The sequence below is a fragment of the Pontibacter sp. CAU 1760 genome (assembly GCF_054482735.1).
This window is the reverse complement of sequence record NZ_JBTLRL010000010.1, coordinates 135817-162725: the sequence shown is the minus strand read 5'-3', so window position 1 is coordinate 162725 and position 26909 is coordinate 135817. Positions and strand designations below refer to the sequence as shown.

Sequence of the window (26909 nt, the reverse complement as noted above, 5' to 3'; positions counted from 1 at the left end):
GAAATAAGAATCAGGGAGTAGGTATACGTTAATCAAAGAACATCCACTTTAACCCGAACACAAAGCTGCGCCGCATGGCCGGATAGTATGGCGTGTTAAAATAAACAGGGTCCAGGAGGCCGTCATTGACGTGCGCCATCTTCAGAAACAGGTTCACCGATTTGATGTCGGCGTTCATGAAAACCTCTACCACGGGGTAGGATTGGACCAAGAACGAGTTCTGCACATAAAACTGTTGTGTGACCGGCATGTAGCCATCGGCGTAATAGCTGCTTGGGTACGTGGCTTGCACGCCAACCTGGCTGAACAAGGCCTTTTTAAACAAATAGCCCTCAAGGTATAGGCTGGACTCCATGAGAAACTCCGGTACCCTGATCTTGTCAGCCTCATCGGTGTTGGTATAGGAGCCGAAATTCTTAAAGTGTAGCACACCGAACTGGATATGGTGCGAAAGTGAAGCCCCAAAAAACCGCTGATTCCCGCTTAGTTGCTGGGGGATTGCCCGCTCATTGAAGAAAATGTAACGCTTAACATTGGTATAGTGTGCATCTAGGCGCAAAAACTGCCTTTTCCCTATGTGGCTCTCAAAACCGACCCCAATCCGGTCCGTCACGGAGGGCTCAAAGTCATTCTCCCAAGCATAATGGTTGCTGAGGATGTCGTTCTCTACAAGCGTAGGCGAAAGCAGCACCCGCTCCAGTGTGGCGGAAGCCCCGCCAATGCGCGCCTTACCCTTGACCCTGTAATCAGAACCAAGCTGGTATTCTGCCTCACCGGTCAGCTCTGCCAGGTTTTTGTAGAACAACCGGATATCGCCCCCAATCAGGACCTTGGCGTATGTATCAGTTTGCCGGAAATCGCCATACCGTGTCGTGGTGTCCGTCTCGCCCGGTTCTTTCACTAAGGGCACCAATGCAGCATACTGCATATTCACGTTCCGGAGCTTGGCATAAGCGTTGTAAGACGACAGCTTGTTATTGCCGGTGAGGCCAAACACGTTCTGCAGCGAACGGAAGGTGGTGGACTCCTTTGTGCGTGCCGGCGTGAAATTATACCCGGACACTACGTCATCAAAGTTAGGGTATACCACAAACGTGCGGTCCAGCTTTGGTGCAAAGGGGGTAATGTTCCTGCGGTAAATGCTAAGGTTTTCATCCTCGAACACGTTACGCTGCCGATACCAGTCTAGCTGGTGGTATACCTTGAGGTTCTCTTTGGCCAGCTTGTAGATCTGAAGAAAGTGGAAATTGGTACGGCCCTCTTCATTTGACGTCTGCGTCATCTGTACAGGTGCCTCTGCAAACCGGGCCAGTATGGATTCTGCGTAGTTGTTGCGGGTGGTCGCCAGCGAGGTGTCCGGCAAAATCCCGCCCGTCTCAATCTGTTCCACCTTCATGTAAGTGAAGTTGAAGAAGGCATCATATTTATCGTTTTCAGACCGGTAGTGCGTGAATGCTTTCACGGCCTGGTTGTCTATAAAGCCCCTGGTGCGCCTCTCGGTAGCGGCTTGCCCGATCTGCTGGTTAGCAGAAAGCACCTGGTAAGCGATCCCCGCGTTCCATCGTGAAGTGATGTTACGGGTATGCAGCGCCTCAAACGCCTGCTCCCCCCGACTGCCCTGCACGTAGTATAAATGGGTATAGGGCGAACGCGTGTTAAAGTAATTGAGCTTCCCGGGGTTGTAGGCATACCGGTCGAAGATGTTCTTGCCCAACCGTACGCCGATCTGATCCGGCATCCGGAACAGCAAGGGCTGAGCGGCGGTGCCTATGTTGCCCAGGTGCTGATAAAAGGCTGTGTCGTTATACCAGTAGCGCTCGTTATGCAGGTTGTGCAATAGGGTATCCACGGCCACTTCCTCATAGTTACCGCGCAAAATCTGCTGCTCATACAGTTGCAACGTTGTTTTAGGGCTATAGAGTAGCCTGGTGGTATCGTCAATAATCTGGGCGGCTGCACTCTGGCAAAGAAGGAGTAAACCTAGTATGGGGAGTAAAAGGACTTTCTTGTTCGGTTTCACGCGATAAAATTAGTGATTTTAATCTAAATACAGCCTGCGCCCCGGTTAAAGCTTTGCGCTGCCAGGTTTGCCAAAGTCCTGCACATGTTGCAGCACCAGCCTGTCAAATGCTCCTTGGTCCTGCAAAAATTCAACCTCGATCGGCACATAAAAAACCGGGAGGCCAGCCAGTGCTTCGCTCAACTTGGCATCAGCGAGCTTAACAGCATCCTTGCGCGTTGTCAGCACCGCAGCACCCTGGTAGGCTGGCTTCGCTAAAAGCTGCTGCAGCGTTTCTATATCCCTTGCCTCATACAGATGATGATCGGGAAATGCGGCGTGGTGCAGCAACGTATACCCCTGCTGGGCCAGATTTTCTTTCAGTGGCTCGGCATTCGCTATACCTGTTAACAGCACCACTTTTTTCCCTGGGGTTATACCACCTTGCAAAGGCACCGGTGCACCGTACCTGAAAGCGGTGAAGAAGACAGGCACCGCTTGGCTGGCATAACGCTGAATTTTATACCTGATTGCCTCCTGCTCCTTTTCGGAAAGGTGTAGGGGGCATTTACTGACGATGATCGCATCTGCCCGGGAAGCGCCTGTACGGGGTTCGCGCAGCAAACCGGCAGGCATCACGAAGTCTTTGTAAAAGAGGCGATGATAGTCCGTGAGCATTAGGCTAAGGGAAGGTTGTACGGGCCGGTGCTGCATTGCATCGTCCAGCACCACAGCTTCTACTTCCGGCACGCGTTTTCGCAACTCCTCTATGCCATGCACCCTGTCCTCCGACACTGCCACTGCCACCCCTTCAAAATCACGGTAATACTGATAAGGCTCATCCCCGATACTTAAAGCACTGCTTGAGGCATCAGCTAGTATAAACCCCTTGGATTGCCGTTTATACCCCCTGCTCAGGGTGGCGGTTTTATAGTGGTGCAGCAGCCGAAGCAGGTACTCTACATGCGGAGTTTTGCCTGTCCCACCCACTGTGAGGTTGCCCACCGCTATGACAGGGAGGTTAAACTGGCGGGAAGGCAAAACACCGTGATCGTATAATTTATTGCGCACCACCATGATGCCGCCGTAGAGCAAGGAAAAAGGCCAAAGCAAGCACTTTACGTATTTCATATCGTTAGCAAAAGTAAAATAATTTTAACTTGCCTGACCCAAAACAGAAACAATACCTTTTACTAATGCCAAAGATACAAGACATAATGCGCGTGCTGGAGCAGTTGGCCCCGCTCCCTTTTCAGGAAAGCTACGACAACGCCGGCCTGCAAACCGGTGACGCACAAGCAGAGGTAACAGGCGTTTTAGTGACGCTTGACTGCACCGAAGCCGTGTTAGATGAAGCGATGGCCAAAGGCTGCAACCTGGTCGTGGCACATCACCCGGTAATCTTTAAAGGGTTGAAAGCCCTGACAGGCCGCAGTTATGTGGAGCGCACCATCATCAAAGCCATCCAAAACAACATTGCCATTTACGCCAGCCATACCAACCTGGACAGTGTGCTGCAAGGCGTAAACACCAAGATAGCCGATAAACTGGGGCTGCAGCAGCAGCGGATCCTGGCTGGCAAACCCGGTACGCTGATGCAGCTGGTGGCCTTCGTGCCCGTTAGCCACACCGAGATCGTGCTACAGGAATTGCACCAGGCCGGTGCTGGCCAGATTGGAGACTACAGCGATTGCAGTTTCCATGTAACCGGCACAGGGCGTTTCAAGCCCTCTGAAAAGGCGAATCCCACGATAGGCCAGCCCGGGACGGCCGAACAGGTAGAGGAAAACAGAATAGAGGTCATCTTTCCGACGCATCTGCAAGGCATCATACTGAAGGCGCTGCAGGACGCCCACCCTTATGAGGAAGTAGCGCATTACCTGTACGCCCTCGAAAACCAGAACCAGGAAGTCGGGCTGGGTGTAATAGGGCAATTGACGGAGGAAATGCCTGAGGATGCATTTCTGGCCTACCTGAAAGATAAGATGCAGCTGCAGGGCTTGCGCTATACCACGGTTGGCGACAAGCCAATCAGGAAGGTAGCGGTGTGTGGCGGGGCGGGAAGCTTTCTGCTAAAGGACGCGATCCGGCAGGGAGCGGATGCCTTCGTGACGGGCGACTTCAAATACCATGAGTTCTTCGATGCTGACACTAAGGTGCTTGTGGCGGATATAGGCCACTATGAAAGCGAGGTGTTTACAAAGGAGATATTTTATGACGTTATTTCAAAAAACTTTAGTAATTTTGCAGTCTTAATATCAGAAGTAAACACAAACCCTGTCAGATACACTTTTTAATACATGGAAAGTACTGTAGCCAGCAAATTAGAAGCCCTTTTAAAGCTTCAGTCAATAGATTCTCAACTTGATGAAATCAGAAGAGTTCGAGGAGACCTCCCTGAAGAAGTTCAGGATTTGGAAGATGAAATAGAAGGCTACGAGGTGCGGGTTCATAAGTTTGATGATGAGGTTGCCAACCTGAACGACTCTATCTCGCAGCGCAAGCAGGCCATCAAAGACTCCGAGGGCCTGATCAGCAAATACGAAGACCAGCAGCAGAACGTACGCAACAACCGTGAGTACGATGCCATCTCCAAGGAAATCGAACTGCAGAAGCTCGAGATCCAAATTAGCGAGAAGAAGATCCGAGAGGCTAACTACCAAATTGAGCAGAAAATCTCTGAGATCGAGGGCACAAAGCACCGCTTAGATGAGCGCCGCAAGGACCTTGAGAACAAGAAAAAGGAGCTTAACCAGATTGTAGGCGAAAGCGAGGAGGAAGAAACGAAGCTAGAGAAAGACCGCAACAAAGCTGCGGAGAACATCGAGGATCGTTTGCTGAGCGCTTATACCCGAATCCGTGGGAACGTGCGCAATGGTTTAGCGGTAGTTACTGTAAAGCGCGACGCTTGCGGTGGTTGCTTCAACACAGTGCCGCCACAGCGCCAGGCTGACATTGCCGCTCAGAAAAAAGTAATCGTTTGCGAGCATTGCGGACGTATTCTGGCAGGTGTAGAGCAGCGTATATTCTAAATCCGACATTACATTGCGCAGCAATTGCTTGTATTATATCAAAAAAAGGATGGCTAACCCCCATCCTTTTTTTATGCTGCTGTTTTGGCTGGCAACCTTCCCACTTGCTACTCAGGCGGGGCCGGCATCCTATGCGCTTCCGAATCAACTGGCAGCTGCCTACCGCTCCGTCCTGCAACTCAAGGTGGCGGATGGGCGACGCCAACTGCGCGGAACAGCATTCTCAGACCCTACCCATCAAGCGGAAATCCTACTTCTGGAGAACTACGCTGATTTTCTGGAGGCATGTGTTGTACAGGACCAGCAGCAACTTGGTAAACTGATAGCGCAGCAGGAAAGGCGGCTTGCCCTGCTTGCCGCCCTAAGCCCCGCAGATGCGTGGGTGCACCATGCCCAGGCTGAAGTCCGGCTGCAGCTGGCTGTCACCAATATCCTGTTCAGCAACCGCTTAAGCGCTGCTTGGCACCTCCGCAAGGCTTTCCTGCAGTATCAGGACAACGCCAGGCGATGGCCCACCTTTGTGCCCACCAGAAAAAACCTCGGCGTCCTGCAGGTGCTCATTGGATCGGTACCAGACCAACACCAGTGGTTCCTAAGCATTGTGGGGTTAAAGGGAGACGTGCAGGAAGGCATGAAAAACTTAAGAATGGCCGCCACCAGCCCAAATCCCTTTCAGCAAGAGGCCCGGTTGCTTTTGGCTGTGGTGGGCCATACCCTCACGCCACATAACGGGAGCCAATTCGTGGACCAGGCTATAGAACTCGCCAAAACCGAACCCGAGAACAAGTTGCTGCATTTCGCTGCTTTACACCTACTCCAGAAATCCAACAAAGGCGAAGCGGCCCTCACGCTCTATAGGAGCCAGTTAAGATCAGGCGGTTACCTTCCTTTCCCATACCTCCATCACCTGGCCGGTAACTTATACCTGTATCAGGGGGACTACCAGCAAGCATTACGGGAAAACACTCTTTTTTTACAACAACACAAGGGCAAGCATTATCGAAAGTCGGCACACTATAAACTCTACATCACCCATTTGCTGGCTGACAATAAAGCGCAGGCGTTGCGCCATTATAAGCTTATGAGATCAACCGGTATAGCTGAGACGGAGGAGGACAAATACGCCGCTGGTTTTGAGGAGGTGAAAACCAAGGAAACACTGCTATTGCTGAAAGCCCGCATGCACTCAGACGGCGGCTATTACCAGCAAGCGCTGGAAACACTTCGTGGCTGGAACCCCAATTCCACAACTCCATTCGCAACACGCGTTGAGTACGTCTACCGGCTGGCACGCGTATACCATGGGTTGTCAGACAATGAGAAGGCCAGAGCCTTATACATGAATACATTGGGCATGACAGCGAACACCGCGATATACTATGCTCCCCATGCTGCTTTGCAATTAGGCTACCTGGCCTTGGAAGCAGGCAAAAGAACCGAAGCCAGGGCCTATTTTAACAAGGCGCTTCGCTTTAAGGGGCATGCGTATAAAAATAGCATCGACGCCAAAGCTAAACTAGCCCTTTCCACGCTATAAATTCCCCGCTCCTATAACCATGTATCAGTCAACGTTAAAGGCTTCTGATCTACCCCTGTCTTTGGAAGAGTTCCGGCTCAAGGCACTGGCCTGGGCAGACCAGTTTGATTTGGCAGCCTACTATACCCCGAATGGAATACCCTACCCGCACGATGGTTTCCGTCACCTGCTGGCCGTGGCTCCTGCCACCAACGCGGTTCCCCTCGACACGAACCATACCTTCGATAGCCTGAGAGAGGAGCTTCAGCAAAAGCATCCGATGCTTTGCGGCTTTCTTACTTACGATCTCAAAAACCAAATCGAAAACCTGAGGAGCCAAAACCCGGATTACGTAGCATTTCCGCCGGCTGGATTCTTCATCCCTGACATCATTCTATACTTTAACCATAACAGTATAGGTGTCACTTCATCAGCGCCTGATATTGACGCGCTTTTACAAGACATTTTTGCGACAGCTATACCTAAGCCTGTGTTCCCGGCAAGGGCTGACGTAAGAAGCAGGGTAACTAAAACCGATTACCTGGCAAATGTCGAGCGTATCCGAGCGCACATTTTAGAAGGGAATGTTTATGAGTTGAACTACTGTATGGAGTTTTATGCAGAACAGGTAAACCTGGCCCCACTCCCACTTTACCTGGCCTTAATGGAGGCTTCTCCTACTCCTTTTTCTAGCTACCTGAAGTACCAGGATAAATACCTGCTCTGCGCTTCGCCGGAGCGTTACCTCAAAAAAGATCAAAAGCAGCTTATTACACAGCCGATCAAAGGCACCATCCGACGCGGCGTTACCCCCGACGAGGATGCGCAACTGCAGCACCAATTGCGCCATAGTGAGAAGGAGCTTGCCGAGAACATGATGATCGTGGACCTGGCGCGCAACGACCTCAGCCACTCCTGTGCTACCGGAACCGTGCAGGTGGAAGAGATGTTCGGCATTTACGGCTTCCGGCAGGTGTCCCAGATGATTTCGACGGTGGTGGGGGAACTGCGGCCCGAGAAGGACTTGGTGGATGCTTTACGCGGCACCTTCCCGATGGGTAGTATGACCGGAGCCCCGAAAATCAGTGCCATGCAGCTAATCGATGCGCTGGAGAGCACCAAGCGCGGGCTGTATGCGGGCACCATGGGCTATATCACTGCGGATGGCAACTGCGATTTCAATGTCGTGATACGGAGCATGCAGTACAATGCCCAGACTAGCTACCTCAGCTTCATGGTTGGGAGCGCCATCACCTACGACTCTGACCCGGAACAGGAATATGCCGAGTGCCTTTTAAAGGCCCAAGCCATTTTAAAAGTCCTTGGGCACGATGACCGCTGCGCTTTTTGGTGCGAATGAGCAGTTACAGATTTATAATAATGCCAAGCATGCTTTTGGATGACCTTTAACCGCTAATGCATAATTTGTACTTCGCAATTTGTAAAAGCATCTGTCATTCTGTCACGTTTTGCATAGAATCTAGTATATTTGCACCTGTAACAGTATTTATATGGATCCGATAGTAGACTTAGATTTTATAGATAACCGCACCCCGGAGCAAGCTGCTGCCTGCGACACGAAAGTGACAACTGACTCGAACACAGGCCGCTCCCGCAAGCTTTACATCGAGAGTTATGGCTGCCAGATGAATTTCTCCGATAGCGAGATTGTCTCTTCCATCATGCTGGAGGATGGCTTTGACACCACTTCGGACATTGCACAGGCGGACCTTATTTTCCTGAACACCTGCTCTATCCGCGAAAAAGCAGAACAGACTGTTCGGAACCGCCTTAGCCAAATCAACCATTTCAAAAAGAAGAAGCCCAGCCTGATGGTGGGTGTACTGGGCTGTATGGCCGAGCGCCTGAAGAAATCATTACTGGAAGAGGAAAAGATCGTGGACCTAGTAGTGGGTCCAGACGCCTACCGTGACCTTCCTAACCTGATCAATGAAGTAGACGGCGGCCAGAAAGCAGTGAACGTGCTGTTATCGCGCGAGGAAACCTACGCCGACATCAACCCGATCCGCTTGAACAGCAACGGGGTGAGCGCCTTTATCTCTATTATGCGCGGCTGCGACAATATGTGCTCTTTCTGCGTGGTGCCCTTCACACGTGGGCGCGAGCGTTCGCGTGAGCCTTACTCTATTGTGCGCGAGGCCGAAGCTTTGGTGGCACAGGGGTATAAAGAGGTGACTTTGCTGGGCCAGAATGTCGATTCATACAAATGGGCAGCCGAAGACGGCTCTGATAGCGTAAATTTTGCGCAGCTGCTGGAGAAAGTGGCCTTGATCGACAGCAACCTGCGGGTTCGCTTCTCTACCTCACACCCAAAAGACATCACAGACGAGGTGCTTTATACCATGAAGAAGCACGAAAACATTTGTAATTATATCCACCTGCCGGCACAGAGCGGTAACTCCAGGGTACTGGAGCTGATGAACCGCACATATGACCGCGAGTGGTACATCAACCGCGTGGACGCTATTCGCAGCATACTGGGCGACGAGTGCGGCATTTCCTCCGACATGATCGCTGGGTTCTGCACCGAGACGGAGGAAGAACACCGGGACACACTGAGCCTGATGGACTATGTACAGTACGATTACTCATACATGTTCTTCTACTCAGAGCGCCCGGGTACCCTGGCAGCCAGAAAGCTCGAAGATGATATTCCGCTGGAGGTGAAAAAGCGACGCCTGGATGAGATCATCCAAAAACAGCGTGAGACTTCTTTATCCCGAAACAGAAAAGACATTGGCCGGGTGCACAAAGTGCTGGTCGAAGGATTCTCTAAGAAATCGAAAGAGCAGCTCAGCGGCCGCAATGACCAGAACAAAGTCGTGATCTTCGATCAGAAACATTACCGAAAGGGCGATTACGTGAATGTTTTCGTGCACGATTGCAGTGTAGGCACCCTTTTCGGCGAAGCGGTAGATTAGATTTGGAAATTTGAGGATGAGGGGGTTTGTAAACTAGCCTCCTGCATCTCAAATGCTAGACAATTCCAAATTCACAAATCTGAAAAACATGCGCAACATAGATATACAAAGTATAAAGCAGCGTTTTGGCATCATCGGCAACTCCCCCCTGCTAAACCATGCCATACAGGTGGCGGTGCAGGTGGCTCCTACGGATATGACGGTGCTGATTACCGGGGAGAGCGGAAGCGGCAAGGAATCCTTCTCCAAAATCATCCACCAACTCAGCCCGCGCAAGCATGGGCAGTTTATCGCCATCAACTGCGGCGCGATACCAGAGGGCACCATCGACTCTGAGCTTTTTGGGCATGAGAAAGGCTCCTTTACCAGTGCGCATGAATCACGCAAAGGTTATTTCGAGGTGACGGACGGCGGCACCATCTTTCTGGATGAAATAGGCGAAATGCCCCTCGGCACACAAGCCCGCCTGCTGCGTGTACTCGAGAATGGGGAGTTTATTAAAGTAGGTTCCTCGAAGGTGCAGAAAACAGATGTGCGCGTGGTGGCTGCCACCAACGTCAATTTGCTGAACGCAGTGGAGAAAGGCCGCTTCCGGGAAGACCTCTACTATCGCCTGAACACCGTGCCGATCACGGTTCCACCTTTACGCGAGCGCGGAGACGACATTCACCTGCTGTTCAGGAAGTTCACGTCCGATTTTTCTGAGAAATACAAGGTTAAACCTATTGTGCTTACGCCGGATGCCGTGCAGGAATTGCTTTCTTTCCGCTTCCCGGGCAACATCCGCCAGCTTAAGAACATGGCCGAGCAGATATCGGTGCTGGAGTATGAGCGCGAGATCGACGCCTACAGACTGCGCCATTACCTGCCAAAGGAACAGGTGAATAACCTCCCTGCTGTATTGGCCAGGGAAACAGGGTCGGATCATAATTTTTCGGAGCGCGACCTGTTGTATAAAGTACTCTTTGACATGCGCCGCGATATGTCGGAGTTGAAAAAGCTGGTGTTTGATATGCTCACGCACCAGCCAAACGACGAGGAGCTGCTGAAAGAGCACAGCCACCTTTTTGAGAACCTGGAGCAAAAGCAGCAGTACAACAGCAACGGCCGCAGTTACCAGCCACAACAGGAAACCGTGCACAAGGAGCCCTATTATCTTCCTGTAAAACATGCTCCCGTGCAGGAGTACGATGAGAAGGTAGAGGATATTCCGCATGAGTATGAGGAGGAGAGCCTTTCGTTGGAAGACAAGGAAAAAGAACTGATACTGAAAGCACTGAAAAAGCACAATAATAAACGAAAGTATGCCGCGCAGGACCTTGGCATTTCGGAGCGCACCCTTTACCGCAAACTCAAACAGTATGATATCGAAGATTAAAGCACACGGACTCCAGTATATCGGCATTGTGCTGCTGATGACCCTGTGCAGCGGCTGCGGCATTTACTCTTTTACCGGCACCACCATTTCGCCAGACATCAAGAGCATTTCTATCCAAAACTTTGAAAACAGCACTGGCGAAGGTCCGGCCAACCTGACGCAGATCATTACCAACACGTTCACGGATTATTACCGCCGGAACACGAATTTAACGGTGTTGCAGAGCCAGGGGGACTTGCAACTCGAAGGGCAGATTGTTAGCTTTAACTATTCTCCGGCAGCCATACAGCGCGAGGGCCAGCAGGATATCGGAAGCTTGAACCGTTTGACGTTGGGGCTGCAAGTGCGTTTTACGAACGCCAAACAACCAGACAAGGACTTTGACAGAACATTTACCATCTCCCAGGACTTCCCGCAGGATCTGGACATCACACAGCTGTCGAATGTGCAGATAGAACAGTTGGCAGAGCGTCTGGTGACAGATGTATTTAACAAGACAGTGGCCGATTGGTAACCATAGAAAGCAAGCGTAAGCATGAATAAATCAGCGTTCCTTGAACTCATCAGCCAGGCATCCACCATCTCTGTGCAGCAGACAGAAGAACTGGAGAAGGTAGCTGCGGCTTTCCCGTATTGCCAGACAGCCCACCTGCTGCTTGCCAAATCCGCCCACGACAATGGCAGCATGCTCTCTACCCAGCGCCTGCGCCGGGCTTCAGCCTATGCGACAAACCGGCAGATTCTAAAGCGCATCATTTATACCTCTCCTGCCCCCGTCCCAGAGTTTAAAGAGGCGACGGTAGAAAAGAGCAATGTGGATCAGGCCGTTGCACCGGATATACCTGTTGCTGTTCCTGCGGAGCCTGTACACATACCGGAACAGGATCTGAATGAGGCGGCGCATACCCCCGGGGGTAGTTTGCCAGCGCCTGTTTCATGTGAGGAAGAGGATTCAAATATGGAGGAGTTTTCCGAAACTGACGCTCAGCCTGCCATAACCCTGGAGGAACCTGCCCCATACGCGCTGCACCAGCCGGCACAAGTCTATGTATATGAACCTGAGCCTGCTGAAGTTATTGACAGCTATGATACACAGGCGTTAGAAACTAAAGAAACGGCTAGTATGGCTGAAGGAGTCGATGCGCGGGATGAGCTAGCGGATTTGCTGACAATCAGCAGCCTGAGTTCTTCGTTCACGGACCTGTTGGCGCAGAAAGCTGATGAAGACTTAGTTTATGATTCTCAGGCAGCGGATGCTGCTGAGCCAGCTGGCGCACCCGGCGAGAACGATGCTCCAGCAAAGCCACACCACGATGCCCTGGATCAGCTGATCCTTGCTGAACGGGAGCGAGTGCTGGCACAAAACGGATACGTGCCGGATGAGCAAACTCCTGACGCACATCAAGATGCAGTGCGTACAGATAATGTTAACCAAGCTCAGACTACTGCAACAGCCCCTGAAAACGCGGCCATTCAGTATGTTTCCAGTGAACTGGAGCGTATGTATGCGGAGGACTCACTGGGTTACTGGATGGCATCTAGCCGACTGGGAGAAACAATTCAGATAAAGGATGAGGTCACGCGCCAACAGCCCGCTGCTTTCCACCCGGAACTGATTCTGGAATACGCCAAAACGCACGAGTTGGAGAGAGAGCCGCAAGTGCCGCAAGTACCTTCTTTGCATCAGCAAACCAGCATCATCGACCAGTTCCTGAAGCTTAATCCGAGGCTGAAATCGATGAATAACCTGAAGGTGAAGCAAGAGCCTCAGGAAGACCTCTCGCTGCGTAACTCCAAAATAAAGAAAGGGATAGCCTCCGAAAGCCTGGCCAATATCTTCGTTAAGCAAGGCAAGCCCCGAAAAGCCGTCAAAATATATGAGCAGCTCATTTTGAAATATCCGGAAAAAAAGAGTTACTTTGCCGAACAGATAGAAAAATTACAAAATCTAAGCTAAGATGTATATCACCCTTATCAGTATCATCATTTTCATTTGCGTACTGCTGGTTTTAGTAGTATTGGCTCAAAACCCTAAAGGAGGTGGCCTATCCAGCCAGTTTGGCGGCAGCACAAGCCAGTTAATGGGTGTGAAGCGCACAGGAGACCTGCTTGAAAAACTCACCTGGGGTTTCGCTATTGGTTTGGTTGTCCTGACTCTGGGAACGCACATGATCGTGGATAACGCGGGCGACACGGGTGTGTCACGCAGCATCAACGAGGAGCGCGCTAGACAGTCTAATCTTCCTGCCGCGCCGGGTGCGCTGCCAGGGGTTACCGCTGATTCTACTGCAGCAATTCCGGATGCCGGCGATATTCCAGAAATGATTGATACTGCTAATGCCGAATAATCGCCACACGCGATAAAGAAATATTCAAGAGAGCCGATCTTACCAGATCGGCTTTTTTATTTTGCCTTTTTACTGTCATTCTACTCCCCTATACCACTGCCTCGTGTCAGTGCATGACAATAGTGACAGGTGGAAACCCGCCAAAACTGTAAATTTGACGTAAAATGGCAGTTCAGGCGTCTTGGCACAAGAAATGATAGTGTAGCCGTGTTATTACATAATTATAAACGATAAACATAATAACAAAAAACTATGTCAATCAGCATTAAACCATTAGCAGACAGAGTGATTGTAGCTCCTGCTGCAGCAGAAGAAAAAACGAAGTCAGGTATCATTATCCCTGATACTGCTAAAGAGAAGCCTCAGCGTGGCGAGGTTGTAGCCGTTGGAGAAGGAAAAACCTCTGACCAGGGATCACTTATCAATCCGCAGGTGAAGGTAGGCGACCAAGTGTTGTATGGCAAATATGCAGGCACTGAGATTTCCGTTGATGGGGGCGATTACCTGATCATGCGCGAGTCTGACATCCTGGCGATCCTTTAATTCAAGATCTATAAAACTTAATCCAAAAGTATATTAAACTATGGCTAAGAACATCACATTTGATACCGACGCACGCACTAAAATTAAGGCGGGCGTTGATAAATTAGCAAATGCAGTAAAAGTTACGTTGGGTCCTAAAGGCCGTAACGTGATCATCGACAAAAAATTCGGAGCCCCTACCATCACGAAGGACGGTGTTTCAGTTGCGAAAGAAATCGAGCTGAAGGACGCTATCGAGAACATGGGCGCACAGTTAGTGAAGGAGGTTGCCTCTAAAACTGCTGACCAGGCTGGTGACGGTACCACTACCGCTACTGTATTGGCGCAGGCAATCTACACCGCTGGTATCAAGAACGTAGCGGCTGGCGCTAACCCAATGGATTTGAAGCGTGGTATCGACAAGGCCGTTCATGCGGTCGTGGAGAACCTTCGCTCACAGTCTAAGAAAATCGAGAACTCTTCTGAGATCTCCCAGGTGGGTACTATCTCTGCCAACAACGACGCTGAAATCGGTAAGATGATTGCCGATGCGATGGACAAAGTTGGTAAGGACGGTGTAATTACTGTAGAAGAAGCGAAAGGTACTGAAACTGAGGTAAAGACAGTGGAAGGTATGCAGTTCGACCGCGGTTACCTGTCTCCTTACTTCGTGACCAACGCAGAGAAGATGGAAGCTGAGTTCGAGAACCCTTACATCCTGATCTACGACAAGAAGGTTTCTACCATGAAGGAGTTGCTTCCAGTATTGGAGCAGGTTGTTCAGACTGGTAAAGGCCTTGTGATCGTGTCTGAGGACGTGGACGGCGAGGCGCTTGCTACACTGGTAGTTAACAAGCTGCGTGGCTCCCTGAAGATTGCCGCTGTGAAAGCCCCAGGCTTCGGCGACAGAAGAAAAGCAATGCTGGAGGACATCGCCATCCTGACAGGTGGTACTGTTATCTCTGAAGAGCGCGGCTACAAGCTGGAGAATGCTACCTTGGAGTACCTTGGCCAGGCTGAGAAAGTGATCATCGACAAAGACAACACAACGCTGGTGAACGGCGCTGGTCAGAAAGACGATATCGTGGCTCGCGTAAACCAGATTAAGTCTCAGATGGAAACTACTACGTCTGATTACGACAAGGAGAAACTGCAGGAACGTCTTGCAAAACTGTCTGGTGGTGTTGCCATTCTTTACATCGGTGCTTCTACTGAGGTAGAGATGAAGGAGAAGAAAGACCGCGTAGACGATGCGTTGCACGCAACGCGTGCAGCTGTTGAAGAAGGTATCGTAGCAGGTGGTGGTGTTGCCCTCATCCGTGCGATTGATGCCCTGAACAACATCGATGTATACAATGCAGATGAGCAGACAGGTGTTCAGATCATCAAAACGGCACTGGAGTCTCCGCTAAGAACAATCGTTTCTAACGCTGGCGGCGAAGGTTCTGTGGTTGTACAGGCGGTTCGCGAAGGCAAGGCTGACTATGGTTACAACGCCCGCGACGACAAGTACGAGAACATGTTCCAGGCTGGCATCATCGACCCTACGAAGGTGACACGCCTTGCGCTGGAGAACGCTGCTTCTATTGCAGGACTGCTGCTTACAACAGAGTGTGTGGTTTCTGAAGATGCAGAAGATGACAAAGGTGCTCCAGCTATGCCAGGTGGCATGGGTGGTATGGGCGGCATGATGTAATCAGCCCCTCAACTAATACAAAAAAACCTGAGTCAGAAATGGCTCAGGTTTTTTTTATGATCACATAACAGGTTTAAACTTTAAAGCATCTGTTGGTCACTTTAGCACAAAGCTGTATCCAATAGCTAAGGCAGTTCTATTATCTTGATGGTGATATCGTGCGGTGCGGCCTCATCACCGCCAAAATAAGGGTATAACTGATAACCGGACACTTGCCCGTTACACCCTCTGCCTAACGTCACGGTCTGCCCGTTGCAGGTGAAGACATACTGGTCACCCTCCGTTTTGATTTCACAGGTTGTCTCCTTCCCCAGTTCAACAGCAGTAACAAATACCGCATGGCGTATTTTGTTAAGGTAGGTATAAGCATGCAACTCTAGCCTGCCGTTATACCAGCGCCAGCCGAAACGGGCGCTGTTCACATGGTGCATACTGCTGCAATCCGAAAAGCCGTACAGCTTGTTAATGTCGCCTTGGTTGGCAGGATCAACGGTGGTATACATCGCCGTGCTGTCAAAGGTAACGGCAAAGCGCATCACCGTCGAGCTAATGCTTTTAAGCGGGTTACTGTCTGCGTAATGTACGCCTTTTTTAAGGGTATAAGTTACTGAGGTGTCCTGTTCTTCCTGTGGCGTCGTGGCATCTTCCGGCACCACATCAGAAATTAACTGACAAGACTGTAGGGCGCATACAGCCAGGAACGCGATGGTAAGACAGCGTTTTGTTAAAAAAAAGTACATTGGCTAAAAGTTTGAGTTTGTAAATATTGAATTTACAGGATGCTTTTACCAAAAGGGCTGATGCTCTTTGCCTAAGCGCTTTCAGAAGTATAAACGAATATCCTGAATTGTATTTTTACAAACAAAAGCCTTCGGTTGATTTAGCCAATTATCTTCCTATAGTTAAAATTATAGTTGTTTGCATTCCATAGAATAGAAAAACAGGTATATAACGGTTGCAGCATATACCCCTACAAAACAGAAAGCCCCGACTGCTCATGTAGCCGGGGCTTTCTGTTATAAGTGAAGTCTGGCTTATTTGATACCGTGCATCAATTTAACCAGTCTGCCTGAAACCAGGAATAGAATCAGCGATGCCAAGGTAGCGATCCCCACAAAGATGAGGAAGAAGCTAGACATGGACTGTGTTTCCTGCATTTGGTCGATCAAACCGGCCAGGGCACCACCAATGTAGTTACCGATGGCTGAGGCGAAGAACCAAACACCGAACATCACGCCCACCAATCTGAGTGGCGACAGCTTGTTCACAAACGAAAGTCCTACCGGAGAGAGGCAAAGCTCGCCCATGGTATGCAGCAGGTAGGCAAACACCAACCAAAGCATGCTCACACCGGCTGTTTCAGCACCCTGCGGAATAGACATAGAGCCGAACACCAGCACTGCAAATCCCATAGCCAGTAACAGCAAGCCGATGGCAAACTTGTAAGGACCGGCCGGGTCGATGTTCTTTTTGTTGAGCGTTACCCACAGCCACGAGAACACAGGGGCCAGCGTGAAGATAAAGAAGGCGTTGATGGACTGGAACCAGGTGGCTGGCACCTCGAAGTTCAGCACGTCGATGGTGCGGTCAGTATACTTGTAGGCGAAAATGTTCATAGAAGAACCGGCCTGCTCGAATGCCAGCCAGAAAAGGATAGAGAAGAACGACAGGGAGAGCACCACTTTGAGGCGGTCACGCTCCACTTTGGTTAACGGCTCTTTCGGTGCCGCTTTTTCCTCAGCAGTCTTCGCCTCTGGCTTCAACCCGATCTTGCCCAGCATTTTGCGTCCCAGGTAGAACTGCGAAACACCCAGCACCATACCTACACCGGCAGCGCCGAAGCCATAATGCCAGCCGTAGGTTTCACCAAGCCAGCCGCAAATCAGCGACCCAAGGAAAGCGCCCAGGTTGATACCCATATAAAAGATGGTGTAAGCAGAGTCTTTCAGTTTGCTGCCTTCCGGGTATAGCTGGCCCACCATCGAGGAAATATTTGGCTTGAACAGTCCGTTTCCTAAAATCAGGAGCGCCAAACCGCTGTAGAAAAAGAACATGGACTCGATCGCCAGCACCCCATGCCCCAGGGCCATCAGCAAACCACCGATAATTACCGCTGAGCGGAAACCGAGGTACCGGTCGGCGAGGTAACCACCTATAACCGGCGTTACGTAAACCAAACCCGTATATATGCCGTAAAGTTGGCCAGCTTCCGCCGAAGTCCAGCCAAGGCCGCCCCTCGTAACTTCAGATATGAGGTACAGCGTAAGCAAGGCACGCATACCATAGTAACTGAAACGTTCCCACATTTCGGTGAAGAAAAGCATGTAAAGGGCCTTGGGGTGTTTCAGTTTTCCCCCGCCAGTCTCAGTACCGTACGGTATGTTATGTTTACTGACCTGGTCGGATACAGGGTGATCTTTGTAAGACATAAATAAAATGTTAGTAGTTGGTATTGTTTAGTTGAAATAGCATAACAAGTAAATATATTGGTTTATACCCACTTCAACAAATGATTCCTGAGCAACTACCCCACTTATCACGTATCTATAAATAAATATACAAAAGGGTCTTATCTATATTATATGCATATTTTTATTTATTTTTGAGCACTGAAAGTAATTACTCACTAACTACTCAACCCACTTTCTAATGAAACATATTGATGACAAGTCACTTAAATCGGGCTTGGAAGATTTAGGGATTACAGAAGCAGCCAAAATTCTGTGGAACCTTAGTCCTGCAGCCTTGGTGGAGGAAGCCCTTCAAAATAAAGAAGGCTATCTGACTGACAACGGCGCCCTGATGTGTGACACAGGCACATTTACAGGACGATCTCCCAAAGACCGCTTTATTGTGAAGGATGAGAAAACGGCCGACTCTGTCTGGTGGGGTGACATAAACATCCCCTTCGAACCGGCAAAGTTTGACCGGCTGCACCAGAAAATGGTGGATTTTGTGAAGGACAAAACCCTATATGTGCGTGATGCCTATGCTGGCGCCCACCCCGATTACCGCCTGAACCTGCGCGTGGTAAACACCCAGGCATGGCAGAACCTGTTTTGCCATAACATGTTCCTGCGCCTCACACCCGAAGAGCTCGGTGCTCACCAGCCTGCCTTCACGATCTTCTGCGTTCCGGAGTTTGAAGCAGATCCTGCCGTGGACGGAACGCGCCAGTCTAATTTCGCCATCCTGAACCTGAGCAAAGGCATTATCCTGATCGGCGGCACGGGTTATGCCGGGGAGATGAAAAAAGGCATCTTTTCGGTACTGAACTACATCCTGCCGCACGAAAGAAACATCCTGTCCATGCACTGCTCCGCAAACGTGGGCAACGATGGCGATACGGCCATTTTCTTCGGCTTGTCCGGTACAGGCAAGACTACCTTGTCTGCCGACCCGAACCGCGGCTTGATCGGCGACGATGAGCATGCCTGGACCTCCGACAGCGTGTTTAACTTTGAAGGCGGCTGCTACGCGAAAGTGATCGACCTGACGCGCGAGAAAGAGCCGGAAATATGGGATGCCATTAAGTTTGGCGCCATCGTGGAAAACACCCGGTTTTATGAGGGCACCCGCACTGTGGACTACACCGATCGCTCGGTAACGGAAAACACCCGGACCGCCTACCCGATCCACCACATCCCGAACGCAGTGGAGCCATCGCGTGCCGGTACTCCTAAAAACATTTTCTTCCTGACAGCCGACGCTTTTGGCGTAATCCCTCCGATCTCGCGGCTGAACAAGAGCCAGGCCATGTACCACTTTATCTCAGGGTATACCGCCAAGGTAGCAGGAACGGAGGTAGGCGTTACGGAACCCGTTACAACGTTCTCAGCCTGTTTTGGCGCTGCTTTCCTGCCGCTGCACCCTACCCGCTATGCGGAGATGTTCGGCAACAAAATGGAAGAGGAAAACGTGAATGTATGGCTGGTAAACACCGGCTGGACTGGCGGCCCATACGGTGTCGGCTCGCGCATGAAACTGGCGTATACCCGCGCCATGATCACGGCGGCGCTAAACGGTCAGCTAGACAAAGTAGCCTATACCCAGCACCCAGTCTTTGGGGTGGATATGCCGGACACCTGCCCGAATGTGCCAGCTGAGATCCTGAACCCGCGCAATACCTGGAAGAACAAGGAAGACTACGATGTGAAGGCCGCGCGCCTGGCTTCTAAGTTTGTGCAGAATTTCCAAAAGTACGCCGACTTTGCCAGCGAGGAGATTTTGGCGGGCGCTCCCCATGCGGAAGTAACCGCCTAGGTATAGCTACTTATCATTTCTTAATAGCCTTTCTGCTGCGTAGCAGAAAGGCTATTTTGTTTATAGTTGCCGCATTAAGCGCAATTTTCATACTTTCGTATGAGGCTAGTATGGCCTGTCGCTCGTATAAGTAATCAACCCTGTATTTAAACCTGACCTAACGTGCACCTGTTTTATACCCCAGACGTAAGCTCCGAGATCTATACCCTTAGCCAAGAAGAATCCAAGCACTGCACCCGCGTGCTCCGGTTACAGCAAGGCGACCTAGTGAATTTGGTGGATGGTGTGGGCGGAAAGTATACAGCCATTATCCAGGACGCCAACCCCAAGAAATGCCAACTGCAGGTTATAGACAAGCAGATAGAGTATGGCAAGCTGCCTTACGTGACGCACATCGCCGTGGCCCCCACCAAAAACATCGACCGCATGGAGTGGTTTGTAGAGAAGGCCGTGGAGATTGGTGTCTCTGAGATCACCTTTTTGCTGTGTGAGCACTCCGAGCGGCGTCAGTTAAAACTTGATCGGCTTGAAAAGATAGCCATCAGTGCCATGAAACAGTCTAAAAAAGGGTATTTGCCCCTACTGCATGACCTCACTCCTTTTCACCGGTTTATTCAAAAGGCGGAGGCAAGGCACACGTTTATCGCCCATTTAGAAGACGATGCGACAAAAAACATCAAGGATCATTTTAAAGCCGGTCAGCCACACTGTGTCCTGATTGGTCCGGAGGGTGATTTTTCAACGACTGAAATCGCCGCTGCCTACAAAGCCGGCATACAACCAGTCACGCTCGGCAGCAGCAGGCTCAGGACGGAAACAGCCGCCTTGGTGGCCTGCCATACCCTGCACGTACTACACGACATCTACGCGCCGTTATAAGGTTAATGGCTTAATTTCTACCCCATGGTTAAATCATACTTCTGCGTGTTTTTAATTCTCTGTGCCACGCTATCATCAGCGGCAGCCCAACAGTATAGCTTTAAGCTAGCAAAGCTCAAGTACAATGGCGGAGGCGATTGGTATGCTAACAAAACCTCTCTCCCGAACCTGATTCGCTTTTGCAACCAGACGCTGAACATGAACATAGCCCCCGAAGAGGACGTGGTGGAGGTGGGCAGCCCGGAATTGTTCAGCTACCCTTTTGTGCACATGACAGGCCACGGGAATGTGGTCTTCAGCGACACAGAGGCCCGCAACCTGCGTTCCTACCTTACCAGCGGGGGCTTTCTGCATATCGATGATAACTACGGCCTGGACAAGTTTATCCGGAAAGAAATGAAAAAGGTGTTCCCAGAGTATGAATTTGTAGAGTTACCTTTCAACCACCCCATTTACACGCAGAAGTTCAACTTCCCGAATGGCCTGCCCAAAATTCATGAGCACGATAGCAAGCCGCCACAAGGGTACGGCATCATTCACCAAGGGAAGCTGGTATGCTTTTATACTTTCGAGACGGATCTAGGAAACGGGTGGGAGGATCAGGAGATATACAACGACCCAGAGCCGATCAGGCTGCAGGCTTTGCGCATGGGAGCCAACATCGTGACCTATGCCCTCACGCAGGCTTTGTAAACAGCAACGTGAATTCCTCAGCCATATTTTAAAGCACCTTAATCGTATTTACGCTTTAGTATCTCCGCAAGAACCACCGCCTCCCGAACACTGGTCGGATTTCGGAGCAAAGAGGCATAGGGGTTCGTCGCTGCTATCTTTTTGTCATAGGACTCAAACTGGGTCAGTTTTTGGTGCTCGATAGAGCGTTTTGCTGCCTGAAGTGCCTCTGCCGGTTTTTCCCAGGATAGAATCTTAGGGGCTTTATCCTTGTATTTTTCCTCGCTTGCAGGCATAACAGGAGCCAACGGCGGCACATAGGGCTTTACATCCTGCTTTTTCTGTGCTACTACAGCCTTCCCTTTCATTTCCGCCTTATCCAGCTTCGGCTGCAGCTCCCGCAGGATATCTTCGAATGAAGTCGCGGGTTTAGTTGGTTGAAGCGGCTTGTTTCTGGGCTCAGGCTTTACCTGCTCCATGTCCTTCCGGGGGGAGTTAAAGGCTTTCCGCCACTGCATAAAAACGAAGTAGGCCACAGCGGCTAACACATACAGGATAAGTTTTATATCTTCCATAAAGGCTTTCTTAACCAAATATACTAAAATTCCGGGGTGGAGGGCAGCACAATAGCATATTAATATCGGCATGCAAGCAAATAAAGTATCAAAAATCGTCTTATTTTTGAGTTTAGAACAAGAGAGTTTCCGCTGACGCGAATGCAAGTATCAAAACTAGAAATTAAAGGATTTAAGAGTTTCGGCGACAAAGTCGTTATAAACTTCGATAACGGTATAACCGGTATTGTGGGCCCTAACGGCTGTGGCAAGTCCAACATTGTGGACGCCATCCGGTGGGTGCTGGGTGAACAGAAAACACGCAACCTCCGCTCCGACAAGATGGAGAACGTGATTTTCAACGGCTCCAAAACCCGGAAACCGGTGCAAATGGCCGAGGTGTCCATCACCTTCGACAACAACAAAGGAATCCTGCCAACCGAATACTCCCAGGTAACTGTTACCCGCAAATATTACCGGAACGGTGACAGCGAGTACATGCTGAACGGTGTGGCATGTCGCTTAAAAGACATCAACGAGCTCTTTTTGGATACAGGTATCGGTTCAGACAGTTACGCGATCATCGAACTGAAGATGGTGGACGAGATCCTGAACGACAAAGAGAACTCAAGACGCTTGTTGTTCGAGGAAGCCGCCGGTATCTCTAAATTCAAGGTCCGCAAAAAGCAGACACTGAAGAAGCTGGAGGAAACCGATGCTGACCTGGAGCGTGTGGAAGACGTGCTGCACGAAATTGGCAAGAACATGAAAATGCTGGAACGGCAGGCAAAACAGGCAATTAAGTATTTCCAGCTAAAGGAAGACTATAAGAGGCACAGCTTGGCCTACGCCCGCCGCAACATCTCCCAATACCAGCATACCCTCGAGAAACTGGAGCAGGATGTGCAGCAGGAAAATAATCTGAAGGAACAGTATATCGGCATCGTGTCGGAGTCGGAAGACGCGATTGCCGACCAGAAAGAGGAACTGCACGTAACGCAGGAAAAGATGGCGGAGATGCAAAAAACCATGCAGGTGCAGACAGCCAAGCTGCGCCAACTTGAGAACGACATCAAGCTGAATGCCGAGCGCCGAGCTTACCTGCAGGAACGCATGCAGCAGTTGCGCCAGCAAATTAGCCAGGATACGGCTAACGTGGAGCACACGCAGGAAAGTATACTGGAACTGCGCGACGAGTTGATGGAGGTGCAGGAGCAGTTTGCCTCCGCCGAAGCGCAGGTAAGCGAACTGAAGGAGCAACTGCAGGAGGCAAACGAGCAAAAATCCGAGTTGCAGGACAATTTTCTGGAGATTACCCAGCAGCACAAAGCCAAGCAGAATGCGGTATACCAACTGAGCAAATCCTTGGAGATAAGCCAAGTCCAGATCCAAAACATCAACCAGGAACTGGAGCGCTTGCAACTGCAGCAAACCAACGCCGACGAAGACGGCCTTATGCTGCAGGAGCAGTTGCAGGAAGCTCAGCAGGTGTTGGAGGAAAACACCGCTGAAATGGTGCGCCTTCAGGCCAAAGAAGAAACATTGCAGCGGGATATTGAAGCCACGGAAGCGCATATTGAGGAATTAAAAGCCCAGCGTGTAGACCTGAACCGCACGCTGGATGCCCGCCAGAACCAGTATAACCTGACTAAATCCCTAGTGGAGAACATGGAGGGCTTCCCGGAGGCGATTAAGTACCTGAGTAAAAGTGAAGCCTGGACCAAGCCAGCCCCTCTCCTTTCCGACATCCTGATTTGCGAACCTGATTACAAGGCGCTTATAGAGAGTTACCTCGAGCCCTACATGAACTTCTTTGTGGTGGAAGAACTGCAGGATGCCGTAGAGGCTGTTGCCCTTCTGAAAAGCGAAAACAAAGGGCGCGCGAACTTCATCATCCTGTCTGAGATTGAAGAGATGGAGCCGACAGCGACCTATAGCGAAGGCAACCTGAAAGCCGGGTATGAAGTGGTTTCAGCAGACAGGAAATACAATAGCCTGCTGAAGTACATGCTCCGCAACGTATATATCTCCGATGATAATGAAGAGGAGCTCTACGAGAGCGACTACAAGACGATCATCCTGAAAGACGGCAGTGCCATCCGGAAACCTTTGAGCCTTTCAGGTGGCTCTGTAGGCCTGTTTGACGGGAACCGCCTGGGCCGAAAGCAAAACCTCGAGAAGCTGGCAACGGAAGTAGAAGCATTGACGGAGCAGGTGGAGCTGATGCAGGGACGCATCAATACCCAAAACCAGATCCTGCAGAACCTGCGCAACGAGTCCAGCAAAGACAGGATCAAGCAACTGGAGAAAGAGGTTTCCAGACTACAGCAGGAGCTATTAACCGTACGCATCAAGCACGAGCAGCACCAGCAGAACCTCAGAAACTTCGACCAGAAGCGGGACGAGCTGCATGAGCGCCTGTTGGAGTTGCGCGAGCAGAGTCAGGAGGTGAGCCCGCAGGCCGAGGCAGACCAGAAGGAACTGCAGCGACTGGAGCAGGAACTGGCGGTCTTCAACACGCAACTGGAGCAGCAGCAAGAGCAGATCGCCATTGTCTCTGGCAGGTATAACCATGAGAACATCCAGTACCACCAGTTAAAGAACCGTTTTGCCAGCCTGCAGCAGGAGATCAGCTACAAGCAAAAGACAGTAGAGACAAACCAGGAGCGCATCACGACGCTGAAGCAGGAACTGGTGAAAGCAGAGGAAGAGACAACTTCCGCTACGGCATTCATCGAGGACAACGAAGCGGTGGTGGAGGATATGAACGAGGCGCGCCAGGAATTCGGCCGTGCACTGGAGGACATCGAGAAAGAGTACTTCAGCCTGCGCGGGGAACTGGACGAGAAAGAGAAGACCATCCGGGAACTGCAGCGCAAGCGCCAGAACTCTGATGAGCTCCTGATGCGCATGCAGCAGGCTAAGACCGATACCCAGTTAAAACTGGTCGCCATTAAGGAGCGCCTGGCGGCTGAATTCAACATCTCTGATGAGGACTTCGCCACACCTGTTCCGGAAGAGGATTTACTCATACCCCTCTCTACCGATGAACTGAGCCAGCACATTGCCACCGTGAAAACCCAGCTGGACAAGATGGGGCCGGTAAACGCCATGGCCGCAGATGCTTATGCCGAGATTGAGGAGCGCAATACCTTCATCACCGAACAGCGCAACGACCTGATCAATGCCAAAAACATGCTCATCGACACGATCAACGAGATTGACACCGTGGCCAAGGAGAAGTTTATGAATGCGTTCAACCAGATCAAAGACAACTTCAAACTGGTGTTCCGCAGCCTGTTCACCGAAGAAGACAACTGCGACCTAGTGATTTCTGATCCTAAGAACCCACTGGAGTCCAAGATCGAGATCATGGCACAGCCGAAGGGCAAGCGCCCGCTCACCATAAACCAATTGTCAGGTGGAGAAAAGACGTTGACAGCGATCTCACTGCTGTTCTCCATCTACCTGCTCAAGCCCGCGCCGTTCTGTATCTTCGATGAGGTGGATGCCCCCTTGGATGATGCTAACATAGACAAGTTCAATAACATTATTCGCAAGTTCTCCGGGGATTCGCAGTTTATTGTAGTAACGCACAACAAGCGTACCATGGCCTCTACAGATGTCATGTATGGCATCACCATGATAGAGGCGGGTATCTCTCGTGTGATCCCGGTAGACCTTCGCCAGATCGCTTAATCAGCCTTATTGAGATTGTTTTAACAAAAAGCGGCTGTCTCCTGACGAGGCAGCCGCTTTTTGTATATCCTATTTTAATTTTTTACAATTTCAGTACAGGGCTTATCTCACCCCATTCTCAGGGAATTTAGCGGTTTTAGTACGGTAAAAATCCATGATCTTTTCCATGTCAGCCTCAATGTCCCCGCTCGGGTATATGGTTGGCCCAACACCCGCTTCTTTTTTAGCATAGTCCAGGTAGCCGAGCACGATGGGTACGCCCGCACCGAGGGCTACATGGTAAAACCCTCTCCGCCAACGCGGCTGGTACTTGCGGGTACCCTCCGGGGTAACCATCACGCAAATATCACCTTTCGTTTTCCGGATGATATCGATCATGGCATCTACCATCTTTGTGTTTCTAGAGCGATCAACAGGCAGGCCTCCCATTTTCTTTACCAAGGCCCCAACCAGCGGAATTTCCAGGAACTCCTTTTTGATGGTTACCCTGATGGGGGCATCCATCAAGAAGAAAGCGGCCCGGGCGAAAATAAAATCCCAGTTACTGGTGTGCGGTGCGGCGACCATCACACAGCGGCGGTTCTCCGGAGTTAAGTTACCTACTAATTTCCAACCCGTTGCCTTGAAAATAGCTTTAGAGAGTAGTTTCCCAATCATGTATAAAAGTGGTGTCCAGGTTACCTGCAGATACCTCCTCAGGTTTCGCGGCAACCAATCAAGCCACATAAATACACACAATAATTTTCTTTTACAAGGCTTGCTTGATGATGTGGGAAGTGCGGCGGAGGATATAAGCCTGTACCCCAAACCCGATCTGTGGGCCCAACGTGGTGTTTGACTGTCCATCGCGCCACTCCCGCTGGTACTTGAAGCTAAGCATGGGTTCCAAGGAGATATGCTGGTTAATAAAGTAGGCATAGCCGACACTTAGTCCGCCCTGAAACAGATTCGATTTCTGTCCTGACGAAAAGTTAAGAAGGCCGGATTGCAGCGCAAGTTCTCCGAAAAGGCCTGAATCCAGGTAATAGCGCGTGAAGGGCCCCGCTAAGAGGTAAGTTCTCCGAAACTTGCGTGTGTCCTCGTCCGTTGTCACAATCAGGCTTTCATGCTCCATTGAGACCACTAAACCCACGGCAAAGTCATGGCGAAGGAAATAGGCGTTCTTGGCATTTAGATTCAGCAGTATGTTTGTTCCCTCCTCCGGACTAAGCGGCAGGTCAAGCCCTTTCGTAGTTTTGAAAGCAGAAGCGCTTAAATTCCCCCCCAGCATGATAGACCCCTGTTTGACTTTGGCCGGGATCAGAAAACTTCTGTTTTCCTGCGCTGAAGCAACGATACAGGACAGAAGAAAGAGTATAAGAATGAGGTGTCGCATCATACATCGTAAGGGTGAGTAAATTCAGATTTAT

22 protein-coding genes are annotated in these 26909 nt (G+C 50.5%); 15 read left to right on the top strand and 7 right to left on the bottom strand.

What is annotated here, in order from left to right; translation table 11 throughout:
* Positions 1-28 precede the first annotated feature (28 nt).
* Both ACXYMU_RS15190 and lpxK read right to left on the bottom strand, forming a co-directional pair.
* Positions 29-2020, bottom strand: coding sequence for a putative porin (locus tag ACXYMU_RS15190; protein WP_458987263.1), 1992 nt, complete (start codon positions 2018-2020; stop codon positions 29-31).
* Positions 2021-2065: 45 nt separating this feature from the next.
* Entirely contained in the window at positions 2066-3130 is a 1065-nt protein-coding gene (gene lpxK, locus ACXYMU_RS15185; RefSeq protein ID WP_458987262.1) for a tetraacyldisaccharide 4'-kinase, read from the bottom strand.
* 65 nt (positions 3131-3195) lie between these two features.
* Here lpxK and ACXYMU_RS15180 point away from each other — a divergent pair, with 65 nt between their 5' ends.
* The 11 genes from ACXYMU_RS15180 (at position 3196) to groL (ending at position 15433) form a co-directional block, all read left to right on the top strand.
* On the top strand, positions 3196-4296 hold the full coding sequence (locus tag ACXYMU_RS15180) for a Nif3-like dinuclear metal center hexameric protein (protein WP_458987261.1): 1101 nt from the start codon (positions 3196-3198) through the stop codon (positions 4294-4296).
* A gap of 3 nt (positions 4297-4299) precedes the next feature.
* On the top strand, positions 4300-5031 hold the full coding sequence (locus ACXYMU_RS15175; protein WP_458987260.1) for a zinc ribbon domain-containing protein: 732 nt from the start codon (positions 4300-4302) through the stop codon (positions 5029-5031).
* A gap of 49 nt (positions 5032-5080) precedes the next feature.
* Positions 5081-6568, top strand: coding sequence for a tetratricopeptide repeat protein (locus ACXYMU_RS15170; protein WP_458987259.1), 1488 nt, complete (start codon positions 5081-5083; stop codon positions 6566-6568).
* 19 nt (positions 6569-6587) lie between these two features.
* Complete coding sequence (locus ACXYMU_RS15165) at positions 6588-7907, top strand: anthranilate synthase component I family protein (protein WP_458987258.1); 1320 nt, start codon at positions 6588-6590, stop codon at positions 7905-7907.
* A gap of 151 nt (positions 7908-8058) precedes the next feature.
* The gene (gene miaB, locus ACXYMU_RS15160; RefSeq protein ID WP_458987257.1) at positions 8059-9489 is read left to right on the top strand and encodes a tRNA (N6-isopentenyl adenosine(37)-C2)-methylthiotransferase MiaB; all 1431 of its coding nucleotides are present in this window, start codon (positions 8059-8061) and stop codon (positions 9487-9489) included.
* Positions 9490-9577: 88 nt separating this feature from the next.
* On the top strand, positions 9578-10867 hold the full coding sequence (locus ACXYMU_RS15155) for a sigma-54 interaction domain-containing protein (protein ID WP_458987256.1): 1290 nt from the start codon (positions 9578-9580) through the stop codon (positions 10865-10867).
* The gene (gene lptE / locus ACXYMU_RS15150) at positions 10851-11381 is read left to right on the top strand and encodes an LPS assembly lipoprotein LptE (protein WP_458987255.1); all 531 of its coding nucleotides are present in this window, start codon (positions 10851-10853) and stop codon (positions 11379-11381) included. Before ACXYMU_RS15155 ends, lptE begins: the two co-directional genes overlap by 17 nt.
* Before the next feature lie 21 nt (positions 11382-11402).
* Positions 11403-12824, top strand: coding sequence for a hypothetical protein (locus tag ACXYMU_RS15145; protein ID WP_458987254.1), 1422 nt, complete (start codon positions 11403-11405; stop codon positions 12822-12824).
* A 1-nt stretch (position 12825) separates the two neighbouring features.
* Complete coding sequence (gene secG, locus ACXYMU_RS15140; RefSeq protein WP_458987253.1) at positions 12826-13215, top strand: preprotein translocase subunit SecG; 390 nt, start codon at positions 12826-12828, stop codon at positions 13213-13215.
* A gap of 252 nt (positions 13216-13467) precedes the next feature.
* Complete coding sequence (groES, locus tag ACXYMU_RS15135) at positions 13468-13758, top strand: co-chaperone GroES (protein WP_458987252.1); 291 nt, start codon at positions 13468-13470, stop codon at positions 13756-13758.
* A gap of 40 nt (positions 13759-13798) precedes the next feature.
* Positions 13799-15433, top strand: a complete 1635-nt coding sequence (gene groL / locus ACXYMU_RS15130) for a chaperonin GroEL (protein ID WP_458987251.1) — start codon at positions 13799-13801, stop codon at positions 15431-15433.
* 125 nt (positions 15434-15558) lie between these two features.
* Here the strand turns inward: groL and ACXYMU_RS15125 are convergent, their stop codons facing one another.
* A complete protein-coding gene (locus ACXYMU_RS15125) occupies positions 15559-16173 on the bottom strand; it encodes a hypothetical protein (protein ID WP_458987250.1) in 615 nt (204 codons plus the stop codon).
* A 294-nt stretch (positions 16174-16467) separates the two neighbouring features.
* A complete protein-coding gene (locus tag ACXYMU_RS15120) occupies positions 16468-17862 on the bottom strand; it encodes a peptide MFS transporter (protein WP_458987249.1) in 1395 nt (464 codons plus the stop codon).
* 220 nt (positions 17863-18082) lie between these two features.
* On the opposite strand from ACXYMU_RS15120, the gene pckA reads away from it, so the two are divergent.
* From pckA to ACXYMU_RS15105, 3 genes are all read left to right on the top strand, one after another.
* Positions 18083-19696, top strand: coding sequence for a phosphoenolpyruvate carboxykinase (ATP) (gene pckA / locus ACXYMU_RS15115; RefSeq protein WP_458987248.1), 1614 nt, complete (start codon positions 18083-18085; stop codon positions 19694-19696).
* A gap of 162 nt (positions 19697-19858) precedes the next feature.
* Positions 19859-20575: a 16S rRNA (uracil(1498)-N(3))-methyltransferase gene (locus ACXYMU_RS15110; protein WP_458987247.1), complete on the top strand. Its 717-nt coding sequence runs from the start codon at positions 19859-19861 to the stop codon at positions 20573-20575.
* 24 nt (positions 20576-20599) lie between these two features.
* Positions 20600-21268: a DUF4159 domain-containing protein gene (locus tag ACXYMU_RS15105; protein WP_458987246.1), complete on the top strand. Its 669-nt coding sequence runs from the start codon at positions 20600-20602 to the stop codon at positions 21266-21268.
* Between the two features lie 38 nt (positions 21269-21306).
* On the opposite strand, the gene ACXYMU_RS15100 is transcribed toward ACXYMU_RS15105, so the two are convergent.
* A complete protein-coding gene (locus ACXYMU_RS15100; RefSeq protein WP_458987245.1) occupies positions 21307-21822 on the bottom strand; it encodes a hypothetical protein in 516 nt (171 codons plus the stop codon).
* Between the two features lie 141 nt (positions 21823-21963).
* Between ACXYMU_RS15100 and smc the strand changes: the two genes are divergently transcribed.
* Positions 21964-25500 (top strand): chromosome segregation protein SMC, encoded by a 3537-nt coding sequence (smc, locus tag ACXYMU_RS15095; RefSeq protein WP_458987244.1) that lies wholly within the window; start codon positions 21964-21966, stop codon positions 25498-25500.
* Between the two features lie 102 nt (positions 25501-25602).
* On the opposite strand, the gene ACXYMU_RS15090 is transcribed toward smc, so the two are convergent.
* Both ACXYMU_RS15090 and ACXYMU_RS15085 read right to left on the bottom strand, forming a co-directional pair.
* Complete coding sequence (locus ACXYMU_RS15090) at positions 25603-26157, bottom strand: 1-acyl-sn-glycerol-3-phosphate acyltransferase (RefSeq protein ID WP_458987243.1); 555 nt, start codon at positions 26155-26157, stop codon at positions 25603-25605.
* 91 nt (positions 26158-26248) lie between these two features.
* Positions 26249-26878 (bottom strand): hypothetical protein, encoded by a 630-nt coding sequence (locus ACXYMU_RS15085; protein ID WP_458987242.1) that lies wholly within the window; start codon positions 26876-26878, stop codon positions 26249-26251.
* Between the last annotated feature and the right edge of the window lie 31 nt (positions 26879-26909).